The sequence below is a fragment of the Streptomyces sp. NPDC089915 genome (assembly GCF_040684675.1).
Lineage (GTDB): Bacteria > Actinomycetota > Actinomycetes > Streptomycetales > Streptomycetaceae > Streptomyces.
On the sequence record NZ_JBFBGN010000104.1, the window covers coordinates 1 to 25,175 of the forward strand.

Annotated in this window: 18 protein-coding genes and 1 pseudogene; 7 read left to right on the forward strand and 12 right to left on the reverse strand. The window is 75.4% G+C overall.

The window, feature by feature from the left end; translation table 11 throughout:
* Nucleotides 1-62 precede the first annotated feature (62 nt).
* Entirely contained in the window at nucleotides 63-326 is a 264-nt protein-coding gene (locus tag AB0O29_RS25685) for a hypothetical protein (protein ID WP_365155408.1), read from the reverse strand.
* A gap of 205 nt (nucleotides 327-531) precedes the next feature.
* On the opposite strand from AB0O29_RS25685, the gene AB0O29_RS25690 reads away from it, so the two are divergent.
* Nucleotides 532-981, forward strand: a complete 450-nt coding sequence (locus AB0O29_RS25690) for a PTS glucose transporter subunit IIA (RefSeq protein WP_365155411.1) — start codon at nucleotides 532-534, stop codon at nucleotides 979-981.
* A 78-nt stretch (nucleotides 982-1,059) separates the two neighbouring features.
* Nucleotides 1,060-2,730, forward strand: coding sequence for a phosphoenolpyruvate--protein phosphotransferase (ptsP, locus tag AB0O29_RS25695; protein ID WP_365155414.1), 1,671 nt, complete (start codon nucleotides 1,060-1,062; stop codon nucleotides 2,728-2,730).
* 88 nt (nucleotides 2,731-2,818) lie between these two features.
* On the opposite strand, the gene AB0O29_RS25700 is transcribed toward ptsP, so the two are convergent.
* The gene (locus AB0O29_RS25700; RefSeq protein ID WP_365155417.1) at nucleotides 2,819-3,766 is read right to left on the reverse strand and encodes a hypothetical protein; all 948 of its coding nucleotides are present in this window, start codon (nucleotides 3,764-3,766) and stop codon (nucleotides 2,819-2,821) included.
* 70 nt (nucleotides 3,767-3,836) lie between these two features.
* Entirely contained in the window at nucleotides 3,837-5,813 is a 1,977-nt protein-coding gene (locus AB0O29_RS25705) for an acetoacetate--CoA ligase (RefSeq protein ID WP_365155420.1), read from the reverse strand.
* 210 nt (nucleotides 5,814-6,023) lie between these two features.
* Between AB0O29_RS25705 and AB0O29_RS25710 the strand changes: the two genes are divergently transcribed.
* On the forward strand, nucleotides 6,024-8,366 hold the full coding sequence (locus tag AB0O29_RS25710) for a TIM-barrel domain-containing protein (protein WP_365155423.1): 2,343 nt from the start codon (nucleotides 6,024-6,026) through the stop codon (nucleotides 8,364-8,366).
* Nucleotides 8,367-8,761: 395 nt separating this feature from the next.
* Here the strand turns inward: AB0O29_RS25710 and AB0O29_RS25715 are convergent, their stop codons facing one another.
* Nucleotides 8,762-9,271 (reverse strand): NUDIX domain-containing protein, encoded by a 510-nt coding sequence (locus AB0O29_RS25715; protein WP_365155426.1) that lies wholly within the window; start codon nucleotides 9,269-9,271, stop codon nucleotides 8,762-8,764.
* Nucleotides 9,272-9,393: 122 nt separating this feature from the next.
* Here AB0O29_RS25715 and AB0O29_RS25720 point away from each other — a divergent pair, with 122 nt between their 5' ends.
* Together AB0O29_RS25720 and AB0O29_RS25725 are read left to right on the forward strand one after the other, a co-directional pair.
* Nucleotides 9,394-9,843 carry a zinc ribbon domain-containing protein gene (locus AB0O29_RS25720; protein ID WP_365155429.1) on the forward strand — a complete coding sequence of 150 codons (450 nt, stop codon included), beginning with the start codon at nucleotides 9,394-9,396 and terminating at the stop codon, nucleotides 9,841-9,843.
* The gene (locus tag AB0O29_RS25725) at nucleotides 9,840-11,030 is read left to right on the forward strand and encodes a lipid-transfer protein (RefSeq protein WP_365155432.1); all 1,191 of its coding nucleotides are present in this window, start codon (nucleotides 9,840-9,842) and stop codon (nucleotides 11,028-11,030) included. The genes AB0O29_RS25720 and AB0O29_RS25725 overlap by 4 nt, the downstream gene beginning before the upstream one ends.
* Nucleotides 11,031-11,249: 219 nt before the next feature.
* On the opposite strand, the gene AB0O29_RS25730 is transcribed toward AB0O29_RS25725, so the two are convergent.
* The 4 genes from AB0O29_RS25730 to AB0O29_RS25745 are packed head-to-tail and all read right to left on the reverse strand — an operon-like array spanning nucleotide 11,250 to nucleotide 15,675.
* A complete protein-coding gene (locus AB0O29_RS25730; protein ID WP_365155434.1) occupies nucleotides 11,250-11,876 on the reverse strand; it encodes an ATP/GTP-binding protein in 627 nt (208 codons plus the stop codon).
* Entirely contained in the window at nucleotides 11,857-12,309 is a 453-nt protein-coding gene (locus AB0O29_RS25735; protein WP_365155437.1) for a DUF742 domain-containing protein, read from the reverse strand. Before AB0O29_RS25735 ends, AB0O29_RS25730 begins: the two co-directional genes overlap by 20 nt.
* A gap of 10 nt (nucleotides 12,310-12,319) precedes the next feature.
* Nucleotides 12,320-12,757: a roadblock/LC7 domain-containing protein gene (locus AB0O29_RS25740; protein WP_100865124.1), complete on the reverse strand. Its 438-nt coding sequence runs from the start codon at nucleotides 12,755-12,757 to the stop codon at nucleotides 12,320-12,322.
* Nucleotides 12,754-15,675, reverse strand: a complete 2,922-nt coding sequence (locus AB0O29_RS25745) for a nitrate- and nitrite sensing domain-containing protein (protein ID WP_365155440.1) — start codon at nucleotides 15,673-15,675, stop codon at nucleotides 12,754-12,756. Before AB0O29_RS25745 ends, AB0O29_RS25740 begins: the two co-directional genes overlap by 4 nt.
* Before the next feature lie 338 nt (nucleotides 15,676-16,013).
* Here AB0O29_RS25745 and AB0O29_RS25750 point away from each other — a divergent pair.
* Nucleotides 16,014-16,340 (forward strand): annotated as a pseudogene (locus AB0O29_RS25750) (hypothetical protein); the annotation flags it as partial.
* Between the two features lie 60 nt (nucleotides 16,341-16,400).
* Here the strand turns inward: AB0O29_RS25750 and AB0O29_RS25755 are convergent.
* From AB0O29_RS25755 to AB0O29_RS25770, 4 genes are all read right to left on the reverse strand, one after another.
* Nucleotides 16,401-21,212 (reverse strand): hypothetical protein, encoded by a 4,812-nt coding sequence (locus AB0O29_RS25755; RefSeq protein ID WP_365155443.1) that lies wholly within the window; start codon nucleotides 21,210-21,212, stop codon nucleotides 16,401-16,403.
* An 89-nt stretch (nucleotides 21,213-21,301) separates the two neighbouring features.
* A complete protein-coding gene (locus tag AB0O29_RS25760; RefSeq protein WP_365155445.1) occupies nucleotides 21,302-22,207 on the reverse strand; it encodes a hypothetical protein in 906 nt (301 codons plus the stop codon).
* A complete protein-coding gene (locus AB0O29_RS25765) occupies nucleotides 22,204-22,635 on the reverse strand; it encodes a hypothetical protein (RefSeq protein WP_365155448.1) in 432 nt (143 codons plus the stop codon). The genes AB0O29_RS25760 and AB0O29_RS25765 overlap by 4 nt, the downstream gene beginning before the upstream one ends.
* A complete protein-coding gene (locus AB0O29_RS25770; protein ID WP_365155451.1) occupies nucleotides 22,632-24,170 on the reverse strand; it encodes a hypothetical protein in 1,539 nt (512 codons plus the stop codon). Before AB0O29_RS25770 ends, AB0O29_RS25765 begins: the two co-directional genes overlap by 4 nt.
* A 98-nt stretch (nucleotides 24,171-24,268) precedes the next feature.
* Between AB0O29_RS25770 and AB0O29_RS25775 the strand changes: the two genes are divergently transcribed.
* Nucleotides 24,269-25,057 carry a 5-oxoprolinase subunit PxpA gene (locus tag AB0O29_RS25775; RefSeq protein ID WP_365155454.1) on the forward strand — a complete coding sequence of 263 codons (789 nt, stop codon included), beginning with the start codon at nucleotides 24,269-24,271 and terminating at the stop codon, nucleotides 25,055-25,057.
* Nucleotides 25,058-25,175: the final 118 nt, after the last annotated feature.

Genomic DNA, 25,175 nt, shown 5'->3' on the forward strand with positions numbered 1-25,175 from the left:
ACTTCTGGCGTTGATTTTTGGCACGCTGTTGAGTTCTCAAGGAACGGACGCTTCCTTTGTACTCACCCTCTGGGGCTTTCCTCCGGGCTTTCGTTTTTCTTCGTTTCCGACTCTATCAGACTCTTTCGAGTCTCGATTTCCTCGGCGCTTTCCAGGTCCTGCGCTTTCGCGCTTTCCCTTTCCGGCGGTTCCGACTCTATCAGTGGTTTTCCTTCTCTCCGACCACCCTCCGTCGCGCCGGAATGGCGCGCCGAAAAGGAGTGGAGATCGAGATCGTCACTGCTTGAGGAGGAGTCCCGGCCATCGACTGTTTGCGAGATGTTCACGCAACACGTCTCGGCGGGAGTCCCGACAGTACAGGGCCTCTGGAGCGCAGGCAAATCGATTCACGCGTATGGTCTAGTCCACCGGTCTAGTCCACTAGTCTCCGTGTCGACGGGTCTGCCCGGGTCGGGAACCGACATCGGGCGAACCCGTACAACCTGTGCAATATCCTTCACACGAAGAAGCCCCACCCCCCGGGAGGCCCCCATGACCAGCGTGACGTCCCCACTCGCCGGACGCGCCATCGGACTCGCGGCAGTGCCCGACCCGGTGTTCTCCGGCGCCATGGTGGGACCGGGCACCGCTATTGACCCCGTGCGCGAGCCCTCGGAGGCGGTGTCCCCCGTCGACGGTGTGGTCGTCTCCCTGCACCCGCACGCGTACGTCGTCGTCGACGCCGAGGGCCACGGTGTGCTGACGCACCTCGGGATCGACACCGTCCAGCTGAACGGCGAGGGCTTCGAGCTGCTCGTCAACAAGGGCGACACGGTGACCCGTGGCCAGGCCGTCATCCGCTGGAACCCGCAGGCCGTCGAGGAGGCCGGCAAGTCGCCGGTGTGCCCCGTCGTGGCGCTGGAGGCCACCGCCGACTCGCTCGGTGACGTCAACGAGAGCGGGGACGTCAAGGCGGGCGACGTCCTCTTCAGCTGGCAGTGACGCGTCCGCCTGCTCCCGCGGGCGAGTCGGACATCCACCGCGGCGGCTGCGCCCGCCGCTCAATCGGAGACGGGTGAAATGGAGACAACTCTGCGAGGCGTCGGCGTGAGCCACGGTGTGGCGATCGGCGAGGTGCGGCACATGGGTACGGCCGTACTGGAGCCGCCGGCGAAGCAGATCGCCGCGGACGAGGCGGAGCGCGAGCAGGGGCGCGCCCGTCAGGCCGTGGAAGCCGTGTCGGCCGACCTGATGGCGCGCGGCCAGCTGGCCGGTGGCGAGGCCCAGCACGTGCTGGAGGCCCAGGCGATGATCGCCACGGACCCCGAGCTGATGTCGGACGTGGACCGGCGGATCGTGGTCGGCAGCACCGCCGAGCGCGCCGTCTACGACGCGTTCGCCTCCTACCGCGACCTGCTCGCGGGGGCCGGCGAGTACATGGCCGGGCGCGTGGCCGACCTGGACGACGTGCGCAACCGCATCGTGGCGCGCCTGCTGGGCGTGCCGATGCCGGGTGTGCCGGACAGCGACGAGCCTTATGTGCTGATCGCGCGGGACCTGGCCCCCGCGGACACCGCGCTGCTCGACCCGGCGCTCGTGCTCGGCTTCGTGACCGAGGAGGGCGGGCCGACCAGCCACAGCGCCATCCTCGCGCGGGCGCTGGGCGTGCCGGCCATCGTGGCGCTGCCGGGTGCCGGGGAGATCGCCGAGGGCACGGTGATCGCCGTGGACGGCAGCACCGGTGACCTGTTCGTCGAGCCGACCGCCGAGAAGCGGGCCGAGCTGGAGGCGGCTGCGGCCGAGCGGAAGGCGGCGCTGGCCGCCTCCTCCGGTCCGGGTGCCACCTCCGACGGTCACAAGGTGCCGCTGCTGGCAAACGTCGGCGGGCCGGCGGACGTGCCGGCGGCGGTGGAGGCCGGGGCCGAGGGCGTGGGCCTGTTCCGCACCGAGTTCCTGTTCCTGGACGACAGCAAGAAGGCGCCGTCCGAGGAGAAGCAGATCGAGTCGTACCGCAAGGTGCTCGAGGCCTTCCCCGAGGGCCGTGTGGTCGTGCGCGTCCTGGACGCGGGCGCGGACAAGCCGCTGGACTTCCTGACGCCGGCGGACGAGCCGAACCCGGCGCTGGGCGTGCGCGGCCTGCGGTCGCTGCTGGACCACCCGGACGTGCTGCGGACGCAGCTCACGGCGCTGGCGAAGGCGGCCGAGGGGCTGCCGGTCTACCTCGAGGTCATGGCCCCGATGGTGGCGGACCGGATCGACGCGAAGGCGTTCGCGGACGCCTGCCGTGAGGCGGGGCTGCGGGCGAAGTTCGGTGCGATGGTGGAGATCCCCTCCGCCGCGCTGCGGGCGCGCTCGATCCTGCAGGAGGTCGAGTTCCTGTCGCTGGGCACGAACGACCTCGCGCAGTACGCCTTCGCCGCCGACCGTCAGGTGGGTGCGGTGTCGCGGCTGCAGGACCCCTGGCAGCCGGCGCTGCTCGACCTGATCGCCATGTCGGCCGAGGCCGCCAAGGCGGAGGGCAAGAGCTGCGGTGTCTGTGGTGAGGCCGCCTCCGACCCGCTGCTGGCCTGCGTGCTGACCGGTCTGGGTGTGACCTCCCTGTCGATGGGTTCCGCCTCGATCCCGTACGTGCGGGCGACGCTCGCGAAGTACACCCTCGCGCAGTGCGAGCGCGCGGCCGCGGCCGCGCGGGCCGCGGACAGCGCCGAGGAGGCGCGGGTGGCCGCGCAGGCGGTGCTGTCGGGCGAGTAGCCGGGCGTGCGGTAGCGATCGAGGGGCCTTCGCCGTGGGCGGGGGCCCCTCGGTCGTTTCCGTTTACGTTTAAGGAGCGGAGCGGGGGCTAGTCGTGGGGGCCGGTGCCGTCCACCACGTAGCCCGGGCAGTATTCGACGCCCGGTTCGGGGGCGACGGGGTCGCCGGTGTCGGCGTCCGTGCAGTAGGCGTCGAACACGGCGGCGGCGGAGAGAGCCAGCAGGCGGCCGCGGTCCAGGCGCCAGCCGTGGACGCGGTCCTGGAAGCCCTCGGTGGTGCTGCGCAGGACGAGGCCGCCGGCGCCGCCGAGGGCGAGGCCGGCGGCCAGGACGGTCACGAAGTCGAGGTGCTCGCGGCCGTCCGTGCGGGGCAGTCCGCCGGGTTCTGCGGGTGCCCCCGCGTGCAGGACGGCGAGGAGCTGCTCCTCCTCGGTGGGAACGCTGCAGACGAGGTGGTGGTGGCCGGGGCCGGCTCCGTCGAGGAGGCGGCGCAGCAGGGCGGAGGCCCGTTCGAAGGAGGCGCGGCCGATGTCCTCGCCGCAGTCGGCGCACTCCCCTACGCCGGTGAGCAGGGCGCCGGCGTACTCGCGGGTGGCCTCGCGGACGGCCGTGTCGACGAGGAGGGGGACCAGTTCCTCCACGGGCTGGCCGGTGTAGGGCAGGGCGGGGCCGCAGGCCAGTGCGGCGGTGAAGCGGGTGCGGGCCGGGGCGCTGTCGGGGTCCAGTCCGTGGTCGGCGCAGTAGTCGGCGTACTCGTCGGGGTCGAAGAGGGCGACGGTGGTGTGGAGGCCCTGGGCCGCGAGGGAGCGGAGCAGGGCGTCGACGTGGCGCAGGTAGTCGGCGTAGTCCTCGCGGTGGCCGAAGGCGAAGGTGCGGTAGTCGCGCATGGCCGCGAAGTCCCGGGCGTCGGCCAGGAGGCCGACGGTGCCGGGGACTTCGCGGCGCAGCTCACGTCGGAGGCGGGAGGTGCCGCTCCGGGTGCGGGACGGGCCGGGTCGTGAGGTGTCCGGTCGTGAGGTGTCGGGCGTGGTGTTCATGGTTCCCCCTGAGTGGTGGGGCGCGCGGCGCGACAGCTTGCTCACTCACGGTAACCGCGACCACTGACAGTCACTTCCTGGTGCGGCCGAGCTCCTCGTAGAAGGCGAGCAGCTCCGGGTTGTCGACCGAGCCCGGGTTGACCGCCTTGGCCAGGGGGGTGCCCTGGAGGAGCCGCTTGACGGGGACCTCGATGCGCTTGCCGGTCAGGGTGTGCGGGACGGCCGGGACCTCGATGACCTCGTCGGGGACGTGGCGCGGGGAGAGCTGCTCGCGGATGGTGGCGGCGATCCTCTTGCGCAGGGCCTCGTCGAGGACGGCTCCGGGGGCGAGGTGGACGAAGAGCGGCATCCAGTAGCCGCCGTTCGGCTCCTCCAGGCCGATGACCAGGGACTCCTTGATCTCGGGGAGGCGTTCGACGGCCTCGTAGATATCGGCGGAGCCCATCCGGACGCCCTGCCGGTTGAGGGTGGAGTCGGAGCGGCCGTGGATGACGACGGAGCCGTGGTCGGTGATCGTGATCCAGTCGCCGTGGCGCCAGACGCCGGGGAACATCTCGAAGTAGCTGTCGCGGTAGCGGCTGCCGTCGGCGTCGTTCCAGAAGTGGATCGGCATGGAGGGCATGGGGGCGGTGACGACGAGTTCGCCGACCTCGCCGGTCAGGGGCTTGCCGGACGGGTCCCAGGACTGGAGGTCCGTGCCGAGGCAGGCGGCCTGGAGTTCGCCGATGTGGACGGGGAGGGTGGGGACGGCGCCGGCGAAGCAGCTGCACACGTCGGTGCCGCCGCTGACGGAGGCGATCCACAGGTCCTCGGCGACCTCGTCGTGGAGCCAGCGGAAGCCGTCGGGCGGGAGCGGGGAGCCGGTGGTGGCCACGCACTTGACGGCGGAGAGGTCGAAGTCGCGGGACGGGTGCACCTCGGCCTTCTTGCAGGCCATGACGTAGGCGGCGGAGGTGCCGTAGAGGGTGGCCCGGGTGCGTTCGGCGATGCGCCACTGGGCGCCGGTGTCGGGGAAGCCGGGGCTGCCGTCGTAGAGGACGACGGTGGTGCCGGTGAGCAGGCCGGAGACGAGGAAGTTCCACATCATCCAGCCGGTGGAGGTGTACCAGAAGAACCGGTCCTCGGGCCCGAGGTCGCAGTGCAGGCCGAGCTGCTTGAGGTGTTCGAGGAGGATGCCGCCCTGGGACTGGACGATCGCCTTGGGGGCGCCGGTGGTTCCCGAGGAGTAGAGGATCCACAGCGGGTGGTCGAAGGGGACGGGCTCGAAGACGGGTTCGGCGTCGCCGGAGGTCAGCTCCGACCAGGCTCGGGTGCCCTCGGGGGCGGGGGTGCCGAGGAGCGGGATGTGGACGACGGCGCGCAGCGAGGGGAGGCCCGCGCGCAGCTCGGCGACGGTTTCGCGGCGGTCGTGCTGCTTCCCGCCGTAGCGGTAGCCGTCGACGGTGAACAGGACGACGGGCTCGACCTGCTCGAAGCGGTCGAGGACGCTGCGGGCGCCGAAGTCGGGGGCGCAGGAGGTCCAGACCCCGCCGACGGCGGCGGTGGCGAGGAGGGCCACGACCGCTTCGGGGATGTTGGGGAGGTAGCCGCTGACCCGGTCGCCGGGGCGGACGCCGAGGGTGCGGAGCTCGGCGGCGAGCGAGCCGACCTGGCGGCGGAGCTCGGCCCAGGTGACGGGGGTCGGCTCGTGGGTCTCGTCGACGTGGAGGAGGGCGGGGTCGGCGGCCCGGGCGGGGTCCTCGGCGGCGCGCAGGGCGTGCTCGGCGTAGTTGAGGGTGGAGCCGGTGAACCAGCGGGCGCCGGGCATGGCGCGGTCGGCGAGGACGCTCTCGTAGGGGGTGGTGAACCGTACGTCGAACCACTCGGCGACGGCCTGCCAGAAGGTGTCGAGCTCGTCGACGGACCAGCGGTGCAGCGCCGGGTAGCCGCCTTCGGCGGGGGCGTCGAAGCGCTCGGCCGCCCAGGCCTGGAAGGCGGTGACGCGGGCGGCGGCGATCCTGTCGGGGCTCGGGGACCAGAGGGGTTCCGGCTGGGTGGCTGAGGTCATGGGTCGGCTCCCGGTCAAGTCTGCGGCTCGCGCTTCGTGTGCGTACGGTGCCACCGCTGCGTCGGTGTGCGCGCGGCGGCTCACAGGGACGATGCCATGTGATCGACATCCGCACCAGAGCCGTTCCCGGCGACCGGTGTGTTCCGTTCCCGGGTGAACGGCGGCTGAACGCCGCCCGCTCGGCGGGGGGCCGGTGGCAGGGTGATCGCCATGGACGGTCGTGAGCTGGTGCGTGCGGTGAAAGAGATCGGTACGGCGCGCGGGCGGCGCGCCTGGCGCGCGGCGCTGCGCCACCGCCGGGCGGATGCGGAGGCACTGCTTCCGCGGGGGCCGGAGCTGGCCCGGGTGCCGGGGCCGCTGGAGGGGACGGAGCCGCGGCCGGGCGGGGGCGTGCTGCGGTTCGCGCGCAGTGAGCTGACGGTGCGGATCGGCATGGGCGGCGTGGTGTTCTGGGGCTGGGACGGGGCCGGGCCCGAGCCCTCGTACGCGGTGCTCGGCGGGGGGCCGGAGCCCGATCCCCGGGCGGCGCTGGAGCCGGACACCGGGGGCGGCTGGCGGGTGGTGTCGGAGCGGGTGACGGTGGCGGTGTCCCGGCACGGCGCGGTGGAGGTGCGGACCCCGGGCGGGGCGGTGCTGCGGCGGGAGCTGCCGCCGCGCTGGTGGGATCCGGCGGAGGGGGCGGCCGGGGGCGGCTCGCGGTGGCTCCAGCGGGCCGAGGTGCCGGCGGACGCCCGGTTCTTCGGGCTGGGCGGGCGGGCGCGGGGGCCGCGGCTGCGGGACGGGGAGTACCGGCTGTGGAACACCGACCCGAAGGGCGGGTTCGGGCCGGGCACCGATCCGCTGTACATCACGATGCCGGTGCAGGTGGTGGTCTCGGACGCGGGGACGCACCTGGCGTTCTACGACAACACCTGGGACGGGCGGGTCGTCCTGCGGGAGGGCGAGGAGGGGGCCGGTTCGGGGGCGGACCGGCCCGGGACGAGCGAGCTGCGCCTGGAGGGGGGCCCGCCCCGGTGCTGGGTGCTGCCGGGGACCCCGGCGCGGGTGGCGCAGGGGTGGGCGGGGCTGACGGGGGCGCCGGCCGTGCCGCCGGAGTGGGCGCTGGGGTACCAGCACGCGCGCTGGGGGTTCGGGAGCGGGGCGGAGGTGCGGCGGGTGGTGGCCGGGTACGCGGAGCGGGGGCTGGCGCTGTCCGCCCTGCACCTGGACATCGACCACTACGACGGGCACCGGGTGTTCACGGTGGACCGGGAGGCCTTCCCCGATCTGCCGGGGCTGGCCCGGGAGCTCGGCGGGGCCGGGGTGCGGCTGGTGTCGATCGTGGACCCGGCGGTGAAGGCGGGGGACGCGGTGCACGCGTCGGGGCTGGAGGTCGGCCCGCACGGGGCGTTCGTCCGGGACGCGCGGGGGCAGGAGGTGCGGGGGGAGGTCTGGCCGGGTGAGTGCGCCTACCCGGACTTCACCGATCCGGCGGTGCGGGAGTGGTGGGGCGGGCTGTACGCGGAGCGGCTCGCGCAGGGCTTCTCCGGGTTCTGGCACGACATGAACGAGCCGGTGTCGTTCGCCCCGTGGGGGGACGCGACGCTGCCCCGGTCGGCGCGGCACGCGCTGGAGGGGGCGGGCGGGGACCACCGGGAGGGGCACAACGTCTACGCGCTGGGCATGGCGCGGGCGGGGTGGGAGGGCCTGGTGCGGCTGCGGCCCGCCGAGCGGCCGTTCCTGTTCTCCCGGTCGGGGTGGGCGGGGATGCAGCGGTACGGGGGCACGTGGTCCGGTGACGTGGAGAGCAGCTGGGACGGGCTGCGGGCGTCGCTGGCGCTGGTGCTGGGGCTCGGTCTGTGCGGGGTGCCGTACTCGGGGCCGGACGTGGGGGGTTTCGGGGGTTCGCCCTCGCCGGAGCTGTACCTGCGGTGGCTGGAGCTGGGGGCGTACCTGCCGCTGTTCCGGACGCACTCGGCGATCTGGGCGGGGCGGCGGGAGCCGTGGGAGTTCGGGCCGGAGACGGAACGGGGGGCGGCGCGGGTGCTGGCGGAACGGGAGCGGCTGCGGCCGTACTTCGTGACGCTGGCGCACCTGGCGCGGCGGACGGGGGCGCCGTACGTGCGGCCGCTGTGGTGGGGGGCGCCGGAGGACCGGCGGCTGCGGGACTGCGAGGACGCGTTCCTGCTGGGCGACGCGCTGCTGGTGGCGCCGGTGCTGGAGTGCGGGGCGGACCGGCGGGCGGTGCGGCTGCCGCAGGGGCGCTGGTACGACACGGCGACGGGGGCGGCGCACGAGGGGCAGGTGCTGCTGGACGCCCCGCCGGGGCGCACGCCGGTGCTGGCGCGGGCGGGGTCGGTGCTGCCGGTGCGGCGGGCGGACGGGTCGGTGGGCCTGGAGGCGTGGGCCCCGGCCCGGGGGCGGACCGGCGGCGGGGTGGTGATCCGGGATCCGGGTGCGGGGTTCGAGGCGGGCGAGGTGGAGCGGTACACCGTGCGGTGGGCCGGGGAGACGGTGCTGGTGGAGGACGAGGCGGGCGGAGTGGTGAGCGGGGTGGAGGTACGGGGGGTGTAGGCCCGCGGGCCTGGCCGGCCCGGACCGGACCCGCCGGGGTTGGCCCGGTCCGGGCCAACCCCGGGCCGGGCGTCCGGCTGGCCGGAGCGGCTCGGCGGCCGGGCCGGGACGGGCCAGCGGCCGGGGCGGGGCGGGACGGGACGGGACGGCTCAACGGCCGGGACGGCTCAACGACCGGGACGGCTCGGCGGCCGGGCCGGGACGGCGGCCGAGACAGGACGGCTCAGCGGCCGATACGGGCCAACCCGGGCCGAGCCTCCGGCTGGCCGGGGCAGCTCGGCGGCTGGCAGGGACGGCCGGCGGCTGGCAGGGACGGCTCGGCGGCCGGGCCGGGACAGGCCAGCGGCCGGGGCGGAGCGGCTGGGCGGCCCGGGGCGGAGCCGGTCGTCGGCGGGTCAGGTGTAGTGGCCCGCGAACCAGGCGTCGGCGGCCTGGGTGTGGAGGGGGAAGGCCAGTTGCGTCGGGGTGCGGAGGACGTGCCAGCCCGTGGTCTCGTCGGTGGGCTTCGAGGGCGGGAGGGCGGAGGCCGGGCGGGTCGGCAGGAGGCCGAAGACGAGGAGGTGGCCGTGCGGGGAGCTGAGGACGTCGGCGAGGGCCACCTCGGAGGCCCGCGCCTCGATGCCCGTCTCCTCGCGGAGTTCGCGGGCCACGGCCTCGCGCCAGTCCTCGCCGAAGTCGACGAACCCGCCGGGCAGGGCGACGCCTCCGCGGGCCGGTTCGATCGTGCGGGTGATGACCACCAGGCCGGTGCCCGTGGCGTCCTCGACGGGGAGCAGGGCCACGGCGACCGGGAGCGGGTTGCGGTAGGCGGTCGTGCCGCACGCGGTGCACGTGCGCGGCCATTCCGTGGTGGGGAAGGGCGTTCCGCAGGTGGAGCAGTGGGAGTCCCTCAGGTGTGCCGGCATGGCGTGATCGTATGCCAAGGGCCCCCGGGACGGGGGCGGCCGGGCCTCCCTGCCGCTGTGCGGCGGGCGTTCGGCGTGGCAGACTTCTGACGGATCGTCAGGTTCGGGTTTCGGGAGGGGTCTTGGCACGCACACGTACACCCGTGGTCGGCGGTTGGTTCGCCGATACGCCCGGCGGCTTCCGCCTGCTCGGTACGCGGTGTTCCGCCTGCACGGCGGTGTTCTTCCCGCGCGAGGACGCGTACTGCCGCAATCCGCACTGCCCCGGCGGCGGTGCGCTCGCGGAGGTGCCACTGTCGCCGCGCGGCCGCGTCTGGTCCTACACCGACGGGCGCTACCGGCCGCCGGCCCCCTACGTGTCCGACCCGGACGCGCCCTGGGAGCCGTACACGCTGGTCGCCGTGGAGCTGGAGGCCGAGGGGATGGTCGTGCTCGGGCAGGCGGCGCCCGGGGTGACGGTGGCCGACCTGGCGGTCGGCATGGAGGTGGAGGTGGTCGCCGGGGTGCTGCACGAGGACGCCGGCACCACCTGGACGACCTGGCGGTTCAAGCCGGTGGAGGGGGCGCTGTGAGCGGGGACGTGGCGGTGCTGGGAGCCGGTATGCACCCGTGGGGCAAATGGGGCCGGAGCTTCGTCGAGTACGGGCGGGCCGCCGCCGCGGCGGCGCTCGCCGACGCCGGGCTGGAATGGACCGACGTGCAGTCCGTGGTGGGCGCCGACACCGTGCGCGGCGGCTACCCGGGCTACGTCGCCGGGGCCACCTTCGCGCGGGCGCTCGGCTGGCAGGGCGCCCGGGTGACCAGCGTGTACGCCGCCTGCGCCTCCGGGGCCCAGGCCATCGGGGCGGCCCGGGCGCAGATCCTGGCCGGGCTGGCGGACGTGGTGCTGGTGGTGGGTGCGGACGCCGCGCCGAAGGGGTTCTTCGCCCCGGCCGGGGGCGACCGGCCGGACGATCCCGACTGGCTGCGGTTCCGGGTGCTGGGGGCGACGAACCCGGCGTACTTCGCGCTGTACGCGCGCCGCCGGATGGCCCTGTACGGGGACACCGGGGAGGACTTCGCGCAGGTCAAGGTGAAGAACTCGGCGGCGGGGGCGCTCAATCCGAACGCCCGCTACCGCAAGGCGGTGACGGCCGGGGAGGTGGCGGCGTCCGCGGTGGTCGCCGATCCGCTGCGGCTGCTGGACATCTGCGCGACCTCCGACGGGGGCGCGGCCCTGGTGTTGGGCAGCCTGGACTTCGCGCGGGCGCGCGGGGTGGCCGACCCGGTGCGGATCCGGGCGGTGTCGACGGTGACGCCCACCTATCCGCGCACCGTGCTGGACCTGCCGGACGTCGCGACCGATTCGGCGGTGGCGGTGCGGCCGGCGGAGGGCTCCTTCCGGGCCTCGATCGCCCGGGCCGCGTACGAGGAGGCGGGGCTGGGGCCGGAGGACCTGTCGCTGGCCGAGGTGTACGACCTGTCGACCGCGCTGGAGCTGGAGTGGTACGAGGACATCGGCCTGTGCGGTGAGGGCGAGGGCGCCAAGCTCCTGCGGGAGGGGGCGACCGCGCTGGGCGGGCGGGTGCCCGTCAACGCGAGCGGCGGTCTGGCCTCCTTCGGGGAGGCGGTGCCGGCGCAGGCCGTCGCCCAGGTGTGCGAGTTGACCTGGCAGCTGCGGGGGACGGCGGGGGCCCGGCAGGTGCCGGGGGCGCGGGTGGGGATCACCGCGAACCAGGGGCTGTTCGGGCACGGTTCGGCCGTGGTCGCGGTGCGCTGAGGCGGGGAGGCGGAAGCTGGCGGGGTGCCCCGACCAGGGGGCGGGGCCGGGCGGGTACAAGTGCCGTCGCCGGGGTGCTTGACGCTCCCCGGCGGCGGGTTCACACTCTCCCCACGGTCCCGCGCCACGGCCCCTGGGACCCCCCGCAGCCCCCCATGAGGACCGCGGCCCGTACCCCAGTCGGCGGGGGTACGGGCCGCCTCCGCGCGCGGTGCCCGGTCAGGCTCCGGCCGTCAGGCCGGCCCGGCGGGCGCGGGCCAGTGACATGGCGTGTTCCACGACTCCCACCAGCACGTCCTTGACCGACTCGCGGTCGCGGGCGTCGCAGAGCAGCACCGGTACCTCGGGGTCGAGGTCGAGGGCTTCGCGGATGGTCACCACGGGGTGGCGTTCGGCTCCGTCGAAGCAGTTGACCGCGATGAGGAAGGGCAGTTCGCGCCGCTCGAAGTAGTCGATGGCGGCGAAGCAGTCGGCGAGCCGGCGGGTGTCGGCGAGGACGACGGCACCGAGCGAGCCCTGCGAGAGCTCGTCCCACAGGAACCAGAAGCGGTCCTGCCCCGGGGTGCCGAACAGGTAGAGCACCAGGTCGTCCCGGAGGGTGATGCGGCCGAAGTCCATGGCCACGGTCGTGGTGCTCTTCTGCTCCACTCCCCCGGTGTCGTCGATCCCCACGCCCGGTTCGGAGAGCGTCTCCTCCGTCCGCAGGGGACGGATCTCGCTCACCGCGCTGACCAGGGTGGTCTTCCCCACCCCGAAGCCTCCCGCGACCAGGATCTTCAGAGTCAGCGGTTCGACCGGCGAGACGGCATGCATCGCACCGGTGCGGCTAGAGCGCCCGAAGGCCATCGATCACCTCACGCAGAATGGATTCGTCGGGCAGTTCGGCCGGAGGTACCGGCCTGGTCACATGGACCAGTGAGTCGTCGACGAGGTCACCGATGAGGACCCGGACGACGCCGATGGCGAGGTCGAGGTCCGCGGCGAGCTCGGCGACGGACTGGGGGCGTTCCCGGCACAGCCCGAGGATGTGGGAGTGCTCCGGGGACAGGGTCAGGTCCCAGACCGGATCGTCGGCCGCCGGTTCGGCGACGACGAGGGCGATCAGGTCGAGGCGGTGCCGGCCGGCGGGGCGGGTCCGGCCGCGGGTCATGGCGTACGGGCGTACGACGGGCCCCGCCTCGTCGTCGAACCAGTGCGGGTGGCCGCTCCCCTGAGCCGTCGCGGGGGTGCCCGCCGGCTCCGGGGTGGTCGGGAGGTGGTCGTGGCCTGGATCGCTCATACGGTCCTACTCACCCTCCGGCTGGCAGCCCGGTGCGCGGGGCGGTCGCCAGGTGGTCGCCGACGCGCTTGACCATGAGGGTCATCTCGTACGCGACCTGGCCCACGTCGGAGTCGGAGTCGGAGAGCACGGCCAGGCAGCTGCCGTCGCCGGCGGCCATGACGAACAGGAAGGCCTCGTCGAGTTCGACGACGGTCTGGCGGACCCGGCCGGAGTCGAAGTGCCGGCCGACGCCCTTGGCGAGGCTGTGGAAGCCGGAGGCCACGGCGGCCAGGTGCTCGCTGTCCTCGCGGGTCAGGTCCTTGGAGCTGCCCGTCGGCAGGCCGTCGCCGGAGAGGACCACCGCCTTGCGGATGCTGGCGACCTTGTCGACGAGTTCGTCGAGGAGCCAGTTGAGCGGGCCGGGGCCGCGGCCCCTGCTGTCGTTTCCGTTCTGCGGTGCGGTCATCGACCGTCCCCTTCGTTCTCGTGCGCGGGACCGTCGGCGGCGGGGGTGCCGGCCGCGGTCTCGGACTGCTGCGGTGCCTGCTGCTGGGGTGCGTCCTGCTGCTGCGTCGCGTCCTGCTGGCGGGCCTGGCGTTCGGCGTACTCCCTGCGCCCCGCCGTCCAGCCCCGCTGGAGGGCGGACATGCGGGCCCGTACGTCCTCCGCGTCCCGGTCGGTCGGCGGCGGCGCGGGGGCCTCGTGCTCGGCGGGGGCCGGACCGTCCTTCAGCTGGGGCGCGAGGTTCGCCTGGCGGACCCGGCGGGGCAGCCCGCCCGGGCCGCCCTGCGGCCGCTCCGGGGCCTTCACCGCGGCGGGGCGGGGGTCCACGCGGCGGCCGTGGTCGGCGACCAGGGTCGGGGTGGGGCGCCGGCGGGGCAGCGGGACCGTGCCGGAGCGGGGGCCGTCGGGGCGGACGGAGTCCAGGTGCGGGCGCTCGGCGCGGACCGGCCCGGTGGGGGCCTGGGGCTCGCGGTCGCCGCCCCGGGGGCGGCCCCGGCCGGTGCCGGTCTCCGGGTCGCCGTCGCGGGCCCGGCCCCAGTCGCGGTGGCGGTCGGCGCTGCTGTCGCCGATCCGGTCGCCCTTCCAGGTGCCGCGCTCGCCGCCGCGCCGGTCGTCCGGGCGGCCCGCGGAGCCCAGGCCCAGCAGGGCGCTGCGCGGGGTGCCGCCGGGCGGGGTCTCGTCGTCGAGGGTGGCCATGGGCGGGCGGCCGCCGGCCCCGGCGATGCCGGTGATGGTGTCCTCGAGCTCGTCGAGGCCCTCCAGGCCGTCGGGCCCCTCCAGGCCGAGGAGGCCGAGCGGACCCTCCAGCTCGACCGGGCCGTTGAGCACGCCGGCCGCCAGCTGCCGGGCCGACGCGGCGCGGTCGAGGGAGTGCGCCGGGCGGCCGGAGCCCCTGGCGCCCTGGGCGGCCTTGACGCCCTTGACCCCGGCGGGGCCCTTGGCGACGCGTACCGCGTCGAGGCGGATGCCGCTGCCGTTGGTGTCGGGCGCCTCGGTGAGGAGCTCGGCCGGGAGGAAGACCACCGCGGTGGTGCCCCCGTACGGGCTGTGCTGGAGCGCCACCTTGATGCCGTGGCGGCGCGCGAGGCGGCTGACCACGAACAGGCCGAGGCGGTCGGTGTCGGAGAGCTCGAACTCGGGGGTCTCGGCGAGCCGGAGGTTCGCGTCGAGGAGGGCCTCCGGGTTCATGCCGAGGCCGCGGTCGTGGATCTCCAGGGTGAAGCCGTTGGCGACGCGTTCGCCGTGGACCTGGACGGCGGTGTGCGGGGGCGAGAACACCGTGGCGTTCTCCAGGAGTTCGGCGACGAGGTGGGTGACGTCGGCGACGGCCGGGCCCTCGATGCCGATGCGCGGCAGCCGGCGCACCTCGATGCGCTCGTAGTCCTCGACCTCGGCGACTGCGGCCCGGACCACGTCCATCAGCTGGACGGGCTTGCGCCACTGGCGGGAGGGGGCGGCGCCGGAGAGGATCACCAGGCCCTCGGCGTGGCGGCGCATGCGGGTGGTCATGTGGTCGAGGCGGAAGAGGTCGGCGAGCTCCTCGGCGTCCTCGGTGCGCCGTTCCATGGTGTCGAGCAGGGTCAGCTGGCGGTGCAGCAGCACCTGGTTGCGGCGGGCCAGGTTGACGAACACCTCGGAGACACCGCGGCGCAGCTCCGCCTGCTTGACGGCGGCCTCGACGGCGGCGCGCTGGAGGCTGTTGAGGGCGAGGCCGACCTGGCCGACCTCGTCCTTCTCGAACTCCAGGCGGGGTGCCTCGGTCTCCACGTCCACGGTCTCGCCGGCGGCGAGGCGGCGCATGACGCTGGGCAGGCGGACGCCGGAGGCCTCGTGGGCGTCCTTGCGGAGCTGCGAGAGGTCGCGGATCAGGTCGCGGCCGATGCGCACGGACAGGACCAGGGAGACGGCCAGGGCGATGAAGCCGAGGACGCCCGCGACGGCGGCCTGGACGAGGACGCCCTGCGCGACGGGTTCGACGCGCTTCTGGTAGCGGTCGCCGGCGGCGGTGCCCATGGCGGCGAGGTCGTCGAGGGCCTTGCGGGCGGCCTCGTCCCACTGGGCGGCGGTGACGGTGCGCGGGTTCTTGCCGGCGCCCGCGGCGATGAACCGTTCCTCCGTGTCGCGCAGCGCCTTGCTGTCGGGGCCGTTCCAGTACCGCTCGAAGAGCTTGCGGTCGTCGGCCGGGAGGATCGCGAGGTTGAACTCGTAGAGCAGGGAGCGGTTGGCGACGAAGGTGGAGACGCGGCGGACGTCGCCCGCGGTGACGTTGTTCGCGGCGAGGGCGGCGGCGATCACCGCGTCCTCGCGGGAGAGGGTCTCGCGGGCGCGGGTGACGCCGACGAGGGCGCGGCCCTGCTTGTCCATCTCCACGTTCTCCAGGGCGTGGAGGTTCATGAGGAAGTCGTAGCAGGGGTCGACGAGCCGGCTGTAGAGGTCGAGGGCCTGGGCGGGGTCGAGGCTGCCGGCGTCGACGGAGCGGCGCAGGGCGGCGATGCCGTGGAAGGCGTCGAGGATCGAGCGCAGCCGCTGCTTGGCGGAGGAGCTGAGCTCTTCGAGGACCTCGGGGTCGGTCGCGTTCGCGGTGATCTTGCGGACCATCTCGTCGGTCGCGGTGCGGCTGCGGGTGAGCTCGGCGGTGGCCGCGGCGGCGCGGGGGTCGCCCACGACGACGAGGGTCTGGCGGCGCTCCTTCTGGATGACGCGGACGACGTCCTCGATCGGGTAGCCGACCTTGTCGATGACGTACGCGACGTCGAGCAGCTGTACGGCCTCGCGGCCGGTGATCACCGTCGAGAAGCCCCAGAGGGCGGTCAGGGAGACGAGCGGCACCAGGAGCAACGCCACGATCTTCCGGCGGATCGACTTCCCGCGAAAGCGCATGGCCTCCCCAGCCTCCCCCAGCTCAACCCCCGTGCGAGGGGTCGGTGTTCCGTCGTTTAAACGGCGTGAGCCTACTACTGCCGGGGAGCGGGCTCGAAGGCGTGTCCGGACGTTTTCGGCCTGACCCCTGGACGAAGATCACGAGTTGTCCGATACTTCCGGTCAAGTCCGGCCCGATATGTGGCAGATGACACTCGGTGGGGTGTCGGTTCCCGGGTCGGGAGGGATGGCTGGAACTCTCCGATCCGCAACGCGCGGGGGCGGCCGGCCCGTCCGGGATGCGGGAATCTCCGGGCGGGGCCGTTCGTTGGGCTCGGGGGGCGTGAGCGGAGCGGACCATGAGGATGTACGACGAAGAGGACGGATCGGTGTCCGAGTCGGGCGGGCGGGGCCTGTGGGTGGAGGAGCCGGCGCGGCGGCGGCGCCTGCCGGATCCGGTGCGGGCGTCGGCGGTGCGGGCGGTGCTGATCGTGGCGGTGACGCTGACGGAGGCGTCGGTCACGTTCTTCCTGGCCCTGACCGGGTCGTGGCTGGCGCTGCCGATGGTTCTCGGGGGGATAGCGGGGACGGTGGTGGCCACGTGGGCGGTGCTGGACGTGTGGATCACCCGGCAGACGTGGCGTCAGCGGTACGGGGTGGTGTCGGGGCCGAGCAGTGCGGCGCGGGGGGACGAGGGGCGGTAGCGGTACGGGTGTTCGCCGCGCCGAGCCGCCCCCCGTCCTGTGTCAGGAAGGCGTCCCGCTGCGGCGGAACATGCGGGTCGCCGTGATCTCGCCGTGGATGGACTCCGTTTCGCGGGTGGGCTGCGGGAGGCCCGGGCGGAGGTGTTCCTCCACGCTGATGTACTTCAGGCCCGCCCTCAGGTCCGCGTCGTTGCGCAGGCGGATGACGAGGGGGAACTCCGCGAGGGCCGTGGTGTCGAAGAGGCCCGTGGTGTACAGGAGCTGGACGCCGAGGGCGTCCGAGACCGCCCGCTGGAGTTCCAGCAGGTAGGTGGCGTTGGCGCGCCCGATCGGGTTGTCGAGGAAGAGCGTGCCCGCGTGGCGGTGCTTGTCGCGGCCGCGGTCGTTGCTGCGGAGGGCCGCCATCGTGCAGTAGAGGGCGATGGCCGCGGTGAGCAGCTGGCCGCCGGAGAAGACGTCGCCCATCTGGCCGACCGGGACGCGTTCGGCGCGCAGGACCGCGTCCGGCTTGAGGATCTCCACCGCGATGCCCTTGGGTTCGAGCGCGGCCTGGACGCCCCGCAGGAGCAGGGACATGCCGTCCCGGCGGCCTTCGCCGAAGGCGGCGTTCCTCTTGACGGCCGTGCGGGTGGCCTCGTCGATGACCTCGCCGAGCCGTTCGGTGAGGGTGGCCTGGTCGGGTTCCTCGAAGCGGATGCGCAGGAACTCCTGGCCCGACCATTCCCCGAGGCCCTCGGGGAGCTGGGACAGCCGCTGGGCGGAGCGGAGGGTGGCCAGGGCGGATTCGACGAGACCGCGCAGCCGGTCGACGATGCTGTCCCGGTTGCGCTCCAGCTGCGCCAGCTCGTCCGTGAGGACGCGCAGCCGGGGTGCGAAGGCGGCCGCCCAGGCCGCGGCGTGCTCCGGGAGGGCGGAGGCGGGCAGCTCGCGGATCTGCTGGCGCGCGGGGGTGCGCACCTGCTCGTAGCGGTTGGCGTTGGCGTGCCGGACGAGGACGTCGCCCGCCTCGCGGACGGCGGCCTCGGCGGCCGAGAGGTCGGCGGCGCAGGCGCGCAGCGAGCGGCGGGTCTCGGTGGCGGACCGGCGGGCCTCCTCCAGGGTGCCCTGGTGGGCCGCCGGCTCCTGCTCGTCCTCGGGGTGGGTGTGGTCGCGCAGCAGGTCCCGCAGGAGGGCGGCGGTCTCGTCGAAGCCGCCGGCGCCGTCCTCGGCGGTGCGGTGGGCGCGCAGCAGGTCGGCGTGGGCGGCCCGGGCGCTCTCCACGGCGGCCGAGTGCGCGGCGAGCTGGGCGGTGGCGGTGCGCAGCAGGCCCTGGGCCTGTTCCACGTCGGACGGGACCAGTTCCTCGGGCAGCTCGGTGTGCGCCTCGCCGTCGGCGGGGGCGTGCCGTTCGGCCTCGCCGCGCAGCCGGCCGAGCTGCTCGCTCGCGGCGGAGGCACGGGACTCCAGCATCTGGACGAGGGCCTCGGCGCGGGCGGCGGCGGCCTGCCGGGAGGGGCCGTCGGCGCCGTCGGTGCCTTCGAGGAGCTGGGCGGCGCGGGTGCGGACCTTGTTGGTGAGCCGGTCGAGTTCGGCGAGGGCGGCGCTCTCGTCGCTCTCGGCGCGGGCCTGTTCGGCGCGCAGGTCGGCGCCGACGCCGACCTTCTCGTACACCTGGGAGGCGGTGCGGTAGGCCTCGCGGAGGTCGGGCAGGGGGGCGCGGGGGCCGTCGTCCTCGGGGAGCCGGTCGGGGGCTCCGGCGATCTCGGCGCGTTCGGCGCGCAGGGCGCGGGCGGTGCGGCGGGCGTCGTCGGCGGCGCGCTGGGCGGCGCGGCGGTCCTCGTCGGCGGCGCGGGCCCGGTCCAGGAAGGCTTCGGCGCGGGCCTCGGACTCGGCGGCCTCGTCGGCGAGTTCGCGGACCTTCGTCTGCCAGCCGGAGCGCTCGCGCAGCCGGTGGGCGAGGCCGGCGAGGGCGTCGGCGGCGCGGCGGGCGCGCTGGGCGGTCTCCTGGCGCTCGTCGCGGACGCGGGCCGCGTCGGCGGCGGCCTCGTCGGCCTCGGCGCGTACGGTACGGGCCTCGGCGAGCTCGGCGTCGGTCTCCTCGGCGAACGCGCGGGCGGCGGCGGCCTGTCCGGCGAGCTCGGCGAGGCGGCCGGGCGGGCAGCCGGTGCGCCAGGAGCCGAGGCGGGCGGCGAGTGCGCGGTCACCGGCGAGGCGGGCGGCGAGCTCGCGGATCTCGGTATCGCGGGCGGTGGCGCGGGCGCGCAGGGCCTGGCGCTCCTCGTCGGCGGCGTGTTCGTCGTGCATGGCCGGGTTCGGCGAGACGATGAAGACGCCGGAGACGGCCGGATCGCCGTCCGCGGGGGGTGCCGGCGCCAGCAGGGCGGCCGCGGTGCCGACGGCCACGGTGGAGCGCGGCAGCAGGGCGGCGCCGGAGAGCACCTCGCGGGCCCGGCCGTGGGTGTCGGGGTCGGTGATGATGACGCCGTCGACCAGTTCGGGGCGGGCGGCGAGGACGGCGGCGTGGTCGGCCGGGGCCACCGCCTGGGCGAGGTAGCGCCAGCCGGGGAGGGCCGGGATGCCGTGTTCGCCGAGGTACTCGACGGTGGCGAGGACGTCGGGGCCGGGCGGGAGCAGCCCGCCGTCGCCGAGGGCGCCGAGGATGCGGGAGTCGTCGGCGGCGGCGGTGCGCAGGTCGAAGAGCTGGCGTTCGGCGGAGCCGACGGTGTCGGCCAGGAGGTCGGCGAGGGTGTCGGCGTTGCGGTCGAGGTCCTCGGCGGTGAGGGCCCCGGCGGTACCGGGGTGGCCGACGGCCTGCGTGGCCGTGCCCTGCGCCCCTGCCTGGGCGGCCGCGCCGGAGCCGGGGATGCCCGGGCGGCCGTTGGCCGGGGCTCCGTTGGCGGTGCCGTCGCCCGTGGCCGTCCCGGCCGTGCCGAGGCCCGCCGGTCCGGCCGGCGTGCCGGCCCCTGTGGGTGCGGCGGCGGATCCGGCGGCCCGGCCCTCGCGCGGGTGCGGGAGGAAGGTCTCGGGGACCGTCGGGAGGCCCAGGAGCTCGGCGAGGCGCGGGGAGGCGGCCAGGGAGGCGGCGGCGCGTTCCTCGGCCGAGTGGGCGGCCTCGGCCGCGTCGGCGGCGTCGGCGGCGCGGGCGGCGGTGAGCTCGGCGCGGGATTCGGCGCCGGCGGCCTCGCGGGCGGCTTCGGCGGCGGAGCGGGCGGCCTCGCGGGACTCGTCCCAGGCGGCCACGGCGGTCTTCTCGGCGTCGCTGGCGGCCAGCGCGGCGCGGGCCGGGTCGGCGTCGGGGGCGGTGTCGTCGAGCCAGCCGGCGCGGACGGCGTCGGCGGTCTCCTGCTCGACCTCGGCGAGGCGGGCGCGCAGGTGCTCGGCCTCGCTGCGGGCGCGCTGGGCGGCGGTGGCGGCGGAGGTGGCGTCGCGGTGGGCGGTCTCGCCGATCTCCTGGAGTCCGGCGGAACGCTCCTCCTCCTCGTTGGCGGCGCGCTCGCCCTGTTCGGCGGCGGTGTGCAGGGCCCGTACCAGCTCGGCGGCGGCGGTGGCGCGGGCGGCGAGCGCGGGGGCGGCGTCGCGTTCGGCCTCGCGGATCGCGGCGGCGACGCGGGCGGAGCGGTCGGCGGCGGCGCGGTGGCGCAGCACGGTCTCGGCGGCCTGCCAGGCGGAGTGCAGGGTGCGGGCCTCCAGGAGTTCGCGGCGCTGGGCGGCGGCCGCCTTGTCGGCGACGGTCAGGGCGAGCGAGGCGTGCCGGTAGGCCAGTTCGGCGGAGACGGCGGCGCTGCGGGAGCGCTGCCCCTCGGCGGCGGTGACGGCGTGGGCGGCTCCGGTGACCCGCTGGGCGAGGTCGGCGGCGCGGCCGCGCTCCTCGGAGGCCCGGGCGGACAGGCGCCGGGCGAGGGTGCGGGTGCGGCGTTCGGCGCCGGCGTGGACGTCGCGCAGCCGGGCGCGGGTCTCGGCGGCCTCGACGATGCGGGTGAGCAGGTCGACGGAGCCGGCGGTGAAGTCGCGTTCGGCCATCAGCTCGGCGCGCCGGCCGAGCTTGTTGCCGAAGCCGTGGACCAGGTCGGCGAGGCCGTCGGTGTCGCGGGTGTCGGTGACGGCGCGCAGCAGCAGGTCGGTGAAGTCGGAGTCCTTCTTGACCGCGAAGAGGCCGGCGGCCTCGCCCTCGTCGGCGTTCATCTCGCGCTGGTAGCGGAAGAGTTCGGGGTCGAGGCCGAGTTCGGTGAGGTGCTCGTTCCAGCGGTCGTGGATCTCCTCCCAGCACACCTCCAGGTGCGGGTAGGCCTTGCCGGCCTCGGTGATCGCGTCGCGGAAGCCCTTCATCGTGCGGCGGCGGCCCTGGGCGCCGGAGGCGCCTTCGACGGGCGGACGCACGGAGGTGGCCTCGGCGACGGGGAGGCCGTCCAGGCTCAGGCCCGGGCCGGGGCGGAAGGAGTACCAGGCCTCGGCGAACTTGCGGGGGTCGTTGGAGACCTGGCGGCCGCGCCACTCGCTGACCTTGCCGACGACCACGCACTCGCCGGTCTGGGTGTGCTGCCACTCCAGGGCGACGTGGCCGCAGTCGTCGGCGAGCAGGAACTTGCGGAGCACGCCGGAGCTGGCTCCGCCGAGGGTGTTGCGGTGGCCGGGGAGCATGACCGAGAAGATCAGCTTGAGGAGGACGGACTTGCCGCCGCCGTTCTCCAGGAAGAGCACGCCGGCGGGCGCCGGGCGGCGCGGCGGGCCGGTGGGCTCGTCCTCGAAGAACTCCGCCTGGGTGGGCGCCGGGTGGGGTACCGGCTCGCCTACTCCGCGCAGGTCGAGCACGGTGTCGGCGTAGCGTGCGCCGGCGGGCCCGATGGAGTAGAGGCGGATCCGGGACAGCTCGTACATGGCGGCGGGCTCTCGTTGTTCTCGGTGGGTCTCGGTACGTGCGGGGCGCGTGGGGCGTGTGCGGCGCGTGGGGTGTGCGCGCGTGGGGCTCAGGCGTGGAAGGGCAGGCCGGCGTCGGCGGCGAGTTCCAGGTCGTCGCCCTCGGGCGGCGGCAGGAGGGTGGCGGAGCCGTCGCCGACGGGTACCACGCCGAGTTCCAGGAGTTCGGCCATGGCCGCGCTGCCCGCCATGTCGCGGACCTGGAGCTGGTAGCGGGGGGTGGTGCGGTAGGTGCCGCCGGAGTCGTCGCCGGTGCGCTGGAGGAAACCGGACTCGGTGAGGAAGGCGGCGGCCTTGCCGACGATGCCGGTGGTGGATCCGGCGAGGCGGCGGGCGTCCTTGGTGGCGCCGGTCGCGCTGCGGCGGGCGTAGACCCGCCAGGCGGCCTCCAGGCCGGGGGCGTCGGAGGCGGGGTCGGTGTTCTCGCCGAGTTCCCCGGCGCGCTCCTCCAGGCGGCGGCAGGTCTGCCGGACGAAGGCGTCGACCCCGTTGACGGTGATCCGGCCGATGTAGCCGTCGTCGGCGAGGTCCTCGGGGCGGGGGAAGGCGAGGGCGGCGACGGCGAGGTGGGCGAGGCCGTGGAGGAAGCGGTCGCCGCCGTCGGCGGCGGTGCGGCGGGCGTAGTCGCCCATGCGGACGGCGAAGACGGAGTCCTCGCCGGCGGCGACGGCCATGCCGGCGCGCGGGGAGACCTCCAGGACGACGAGGCCGAGCCCGGTGGCCACGGCGTCGGCGAGCCGGCCGAAGCCGGGGTCCTCGCGGTAGCGGCGCAGCAGTTCGGCGTACTCGGCGTCGCGGGCGGTGAGCAGCTTGGGCTGGAGCCCGAACGCGACGAGGCGCGCCGCGTCGGCGGCGTCGGCCGGCGTGAGGGCGGCTGCGGCGGGCGCGGGCGCGGCGGGGACCGACGGGCCGTCGGGCTCGCTCCACGCGGGGTGCTCGGCGTGGTGGTCGCTCACGGGTGGGTCTCCTCGGCGGTGCGGTGGGCCTGGCGGCGGGGGCGGTGGTGCGGTACGACTCCGTCGGGTCGACGGCAGGGGCGGCCCGGGCGGGCACCCGGCCGTACGCCCCGGGCGGGCGCGGAGCCGTCGGGCCTGCGGCCGGGGCGGGCCGGGTCGGCGGTCCCGTGGCCGGGACGGACCAGGTCTGCGGTCCCGCGGCCGGGGCGGGGCGCGGCGGCCGGGGGGCGCGGTGCCCGCGCCGGGGCGGGCGCTGCCGGCGGCCTCGGGTGCGGGTGGGCCGGGGCGGGTACGACGGCCTCGGCTCGACGGTCGAGGGCGTCCGGGCCGGAGCCCGGCCGTACGCCCTCGGCCGGAGCCGGGCCGTCGGCCCAGGCCGGGCCCGGGGCCGCCGGCGGCGCCGGGTGGGTCGGGGCGGGCGGGGTCATGAGGGCTCCGCCCGGTCCGCGGCCATGCCCGCCGCGTCCAGGAGGGCCGTGCCGACGATCAGGTCGGCGCCGCCGAACTCCGGGTCCTCCAGGGGGGTGCCGTCGTCCACCGCGAACAGCAGCCGCTCCTCGCCCTGGCGGTACGCCGTGCCCACGGCCGGGCTGGCCGCGTGGACGGCGAGCAGGGCCACCAGGTACGGGAGGTCGCGGTCGCCGCGGCGGGCTTCGGCGAGGAGGCCCGACAGGCGGCGCGGGGCGTCGTGCGGGAGGTCCAGGAGGCGGGTGGCGGCCGCGAGCTGCTCCTCGCTGAAGCGGCTGTCGTCCGGGGTCGCGATGAGGTCGGGCTCCGGCATCTCGACGCCGAGGTGCTCCCGCTCCAGCGGCGGGGTCAGCAGGATCTCCACCAGGTCGGCGACCCGTACCGAGACGGGGGTGCGCAGGCCGGTGCCGGCGGCGAAGAAGGCGTCGGTGACCCGGGTGGCCTGGGCCACGGGCAGCGGCAGCAGCGGGGCGACCAGCTGCCCGTACAGGTCTATGCCGGAGCACGCGGCGGGCGTGGCGAAGGCCTGGCGGTCCTGTTCGGCGCGGAAGAGCGGGCCGGCGTCCAGCAGCCGGGACTGGAGCTGGGTGTGGCGCCGGATGCAGTCCTTGACGATGTCGACGAGCTCGGCCGCACGCCGCTTGTTGTCGGGGTCCTCGGCCTCGTCGCGCGCCTTGCGGATGTTGGTGAGGATCGCGTTCTCGTGCCGGTAGCGGTCGGCGACGTGGTCCAGGGCCTCGGCGATCATGTCCGGGACGGCCTGGAGCCAGTCGACCGCGCGGACGTTGCGCCGGGTGGCGTCGAGGGTGCGGCGCAGGGTCTCGGCGTACTGGACGGTCCGGTAGCGGGCCTGCTCGGCGGCGAGCTGGGCGTCGGCGAGGCGGCCCCGGCTGATCAGGACCTCCAGCTTGACCTCGGCCGCGATCTGCGCGCTGGTGACATCGGTGTCGAGGGCGCCGACCAGGACGTTGACGGCCTCGTCGGTGGTGCGCAGGTACACGGTGCCGCCGGGCCCGGGCACCTCCTCGATCAGCTTGAAGTCGTAGTCGCGGCGGACGTAGACCCCGTCGGCGCCGAAGGTGCCGTAGATCGCGCGGAAGCCCCGGTCGACGCTGCCGACGTTGACGAGGTTCTCCAGCACCCAGCGGGCGACCCGCTCGTGCTCGGCGGCCGGCCGGCCGGGGGTCTGGGCGGCGACGCGGGGCAGCAGCCTGGCCACTATCTGCTCGTGGTCGGCGCCCGTGTCGAAGTCCATGTTCAGCGTGACCAGGTCGATCGCGGACAGCGCGACCTCCGCCATCGCGTAGACCCCGTACTCGCCGGCCAGATTGGCCTTGCGTACGTCGAGGTCGTGCAGCGGGGCGGTGCAGGCGAGGGCGCGCAGCCGCCGGGCCAGGCCCTCGTCGGCGGCCGGGCCCGGCGCCGGGGACGGGAGGGTCTTCGCCGGGGCAGGGAGAGTCACGTCGGAAAGATTAGGCGGTGTCACGGACAACATCCCAAACGGCATGGTTCGGCCGGATCGTCCCCGGCTCCGCGGAAGGCCGCGGAAGGCCTCGGCGGCGCGCGGCGCACAGGCTGTTCTACGCTCGCCGCATGGCTTCCATGATCACATCCCCAGCGGCCTCGATCGACCTCAACGCCGACCTCGGCGAGGGCTTCGGGCGGTGGGCGCTCACGGACGACGAAGCCCTCCTGTCGGTGGTCACCAGCGCGAACGTGGCCTGCGGCTTCCACGCGGGCGACCCGTCGATCATGCGGCGGGTCTGCGAGCTGGCGGCCGCGCGGGACGTACGGATCGGGGCGCAGGTCTCGTACCGGGACCTGGCGGGCTTCGGGCGGCGGGCGATGGACGTGCCGGCGGAGGAGCTGGCGGCCGAGGTGGCGTACCAGATCGGGGCGCTGGAGGTGTTCGCGCGGGCGGCCGGGTCGAGGGTGTCGTACGTGAAGCCGCACGGCGCGCTGTACAACCGGACGGTCCACGACGCGGACCAGGCCGGCGCGGTGGTGGCCGGGATCCGGCTCGCGGCCGGGGACGCCGGGCTGCCGGTGCTGGGCCTGCCCGGGTCGCTGCTGCTGGCGGCGGCGCGGGAGGCCGGGCTGGAGCCCGTGCCGGAGGCCTTCGCCGACCGGGCCTACACCCCGCGGGGCACGCTGGTGCCGCGCGGGACCCCGGGGGCGGTGGTGCACGATCCGGACGCGGTGGTGGAGCGGGCCGTCCGGATGGCCGCCGAGCGGGAGGTCACGGCCTCGGACGGCTCCCGGGTACGGGTGGACGCGCGCTCGCTGTGCCTGCACGGGGACACCCCGGGGGCGGCGGGGCTCGCGGTGCGGGTCCGGGAGGCGCTGGGGGCGGCGGGCGTGCGGGTGGGGGCGTTCGCGTGAGGGCCCTGGTGGTGGGCCGGGAGGCGCTGCTGCTGGAGGCGGACTCGGCCGGGGAGGTGGCCGCCCTCCACGCCGAGCTGCTGCGCCGGCGGGAGGCGGGCGAGCTGGGCGCCGTGCG

Bases quoted from the DNA above. Each gene is read 5' to 3' on its own strand.
- AB0O29_RS25690 (WP_365155411.1), top strand. From the start codon at position 532: ATGACCAGCGTGACGTCCCCACTCGCCGGACGCGCCATCGGACTCGCG.
- ptsP (WP_365155414.1), top strand. From the start codon at position 1,060: ATGGAGACAACTCTGCGAGGCGTCGGCGTGAGCCACGGTGTGGCGATC.
- AB0O29_RS25700 (WP_365155417.1), bottom strand. From the start codon at position 3,766: ATGAACACCACGCCCGACACCTCACGACCGGACACCTCACGACCCGGC.
- AB0O29_RS25705 (WP_365155420.1), bottom strand. From the start codon at position 5,813: ATGACCTCAGCCACCCAGCCGGAACCCCTCTGGTCCCCGAGCCCCGAC.
- AB0O29_RS25710 (WP_365155423.1), top strand. From the start codon at position 6,024: ATGGACGGTCGTGAGCTGGTGCGTGCGGTGAAAGAGATCGGTACGGCG.
- AB0O29_RS25715 (WP_365155426.1), bottom strand. From the start codon at position 9,271: ATGCCGGCACACCTGAGGGACTCCCACTGCTCCACCTGCGGAACGCCC.
- AB0O29_RS25730 (WP_365155434.1), bottom strand. From the start codon at position 11,876: ATGGCCTTCGGGCGCTCTAGCCGCACCGGTGCGATGCATGCCGTCTCG.
- AB0O29_RS25735 (WP_365155437.1), bottom strand. From the start codon at position 12,309: ATGAGCGATCCAGGCCACGACCACCTCCCGACCACCCCGGAGCCGGCG.
- AB0O29_RS25740 (WP_100865124.1), bottom strand. From the start codon at position 12,757: ATGACCGCACCGCAGAACGGAAACGACAGCAGGGGCCGCGGCCCCGGC.
- AB0O29_RS25745 (WP_365155440.1), bottom strand. From the start codon at position 15,675: ATGCGCTTTCGCGGGAAGTCGATCCGCCGGAAGATCGTGGCGTTGCTC.
- AB0O29_RS25755 (WP_365155443.1), bottom strand. From the start codon at position 21,212: ATGTACGAGCTGTCCCGGATCCGCCTCTACTCCATCGGGCCCGCCGGC.
- AB0O29_RS25765 (WP_365155448.1), bottom strand. From the start codon at position 22,635: ATGACCCCGCCCGCCCCGACCCACCCGGCGCCGCCGGCGGCCCCGGGC.
- AB0O29_RS25770 (WP_365155451.1), bottom strand. From the start codon at position 24,170: ATGTTGTCCGTGACACCGCCTAATCTTTCCGACGTGACTCTCCCTGCC.
- AB0O29_RS25775 (WP_365155454.1), top strand. From the start codon at position 24,269: ATGGCTTCCATGATCACATCCCCAGCGGCCTCGATCGACCTCAACGCC.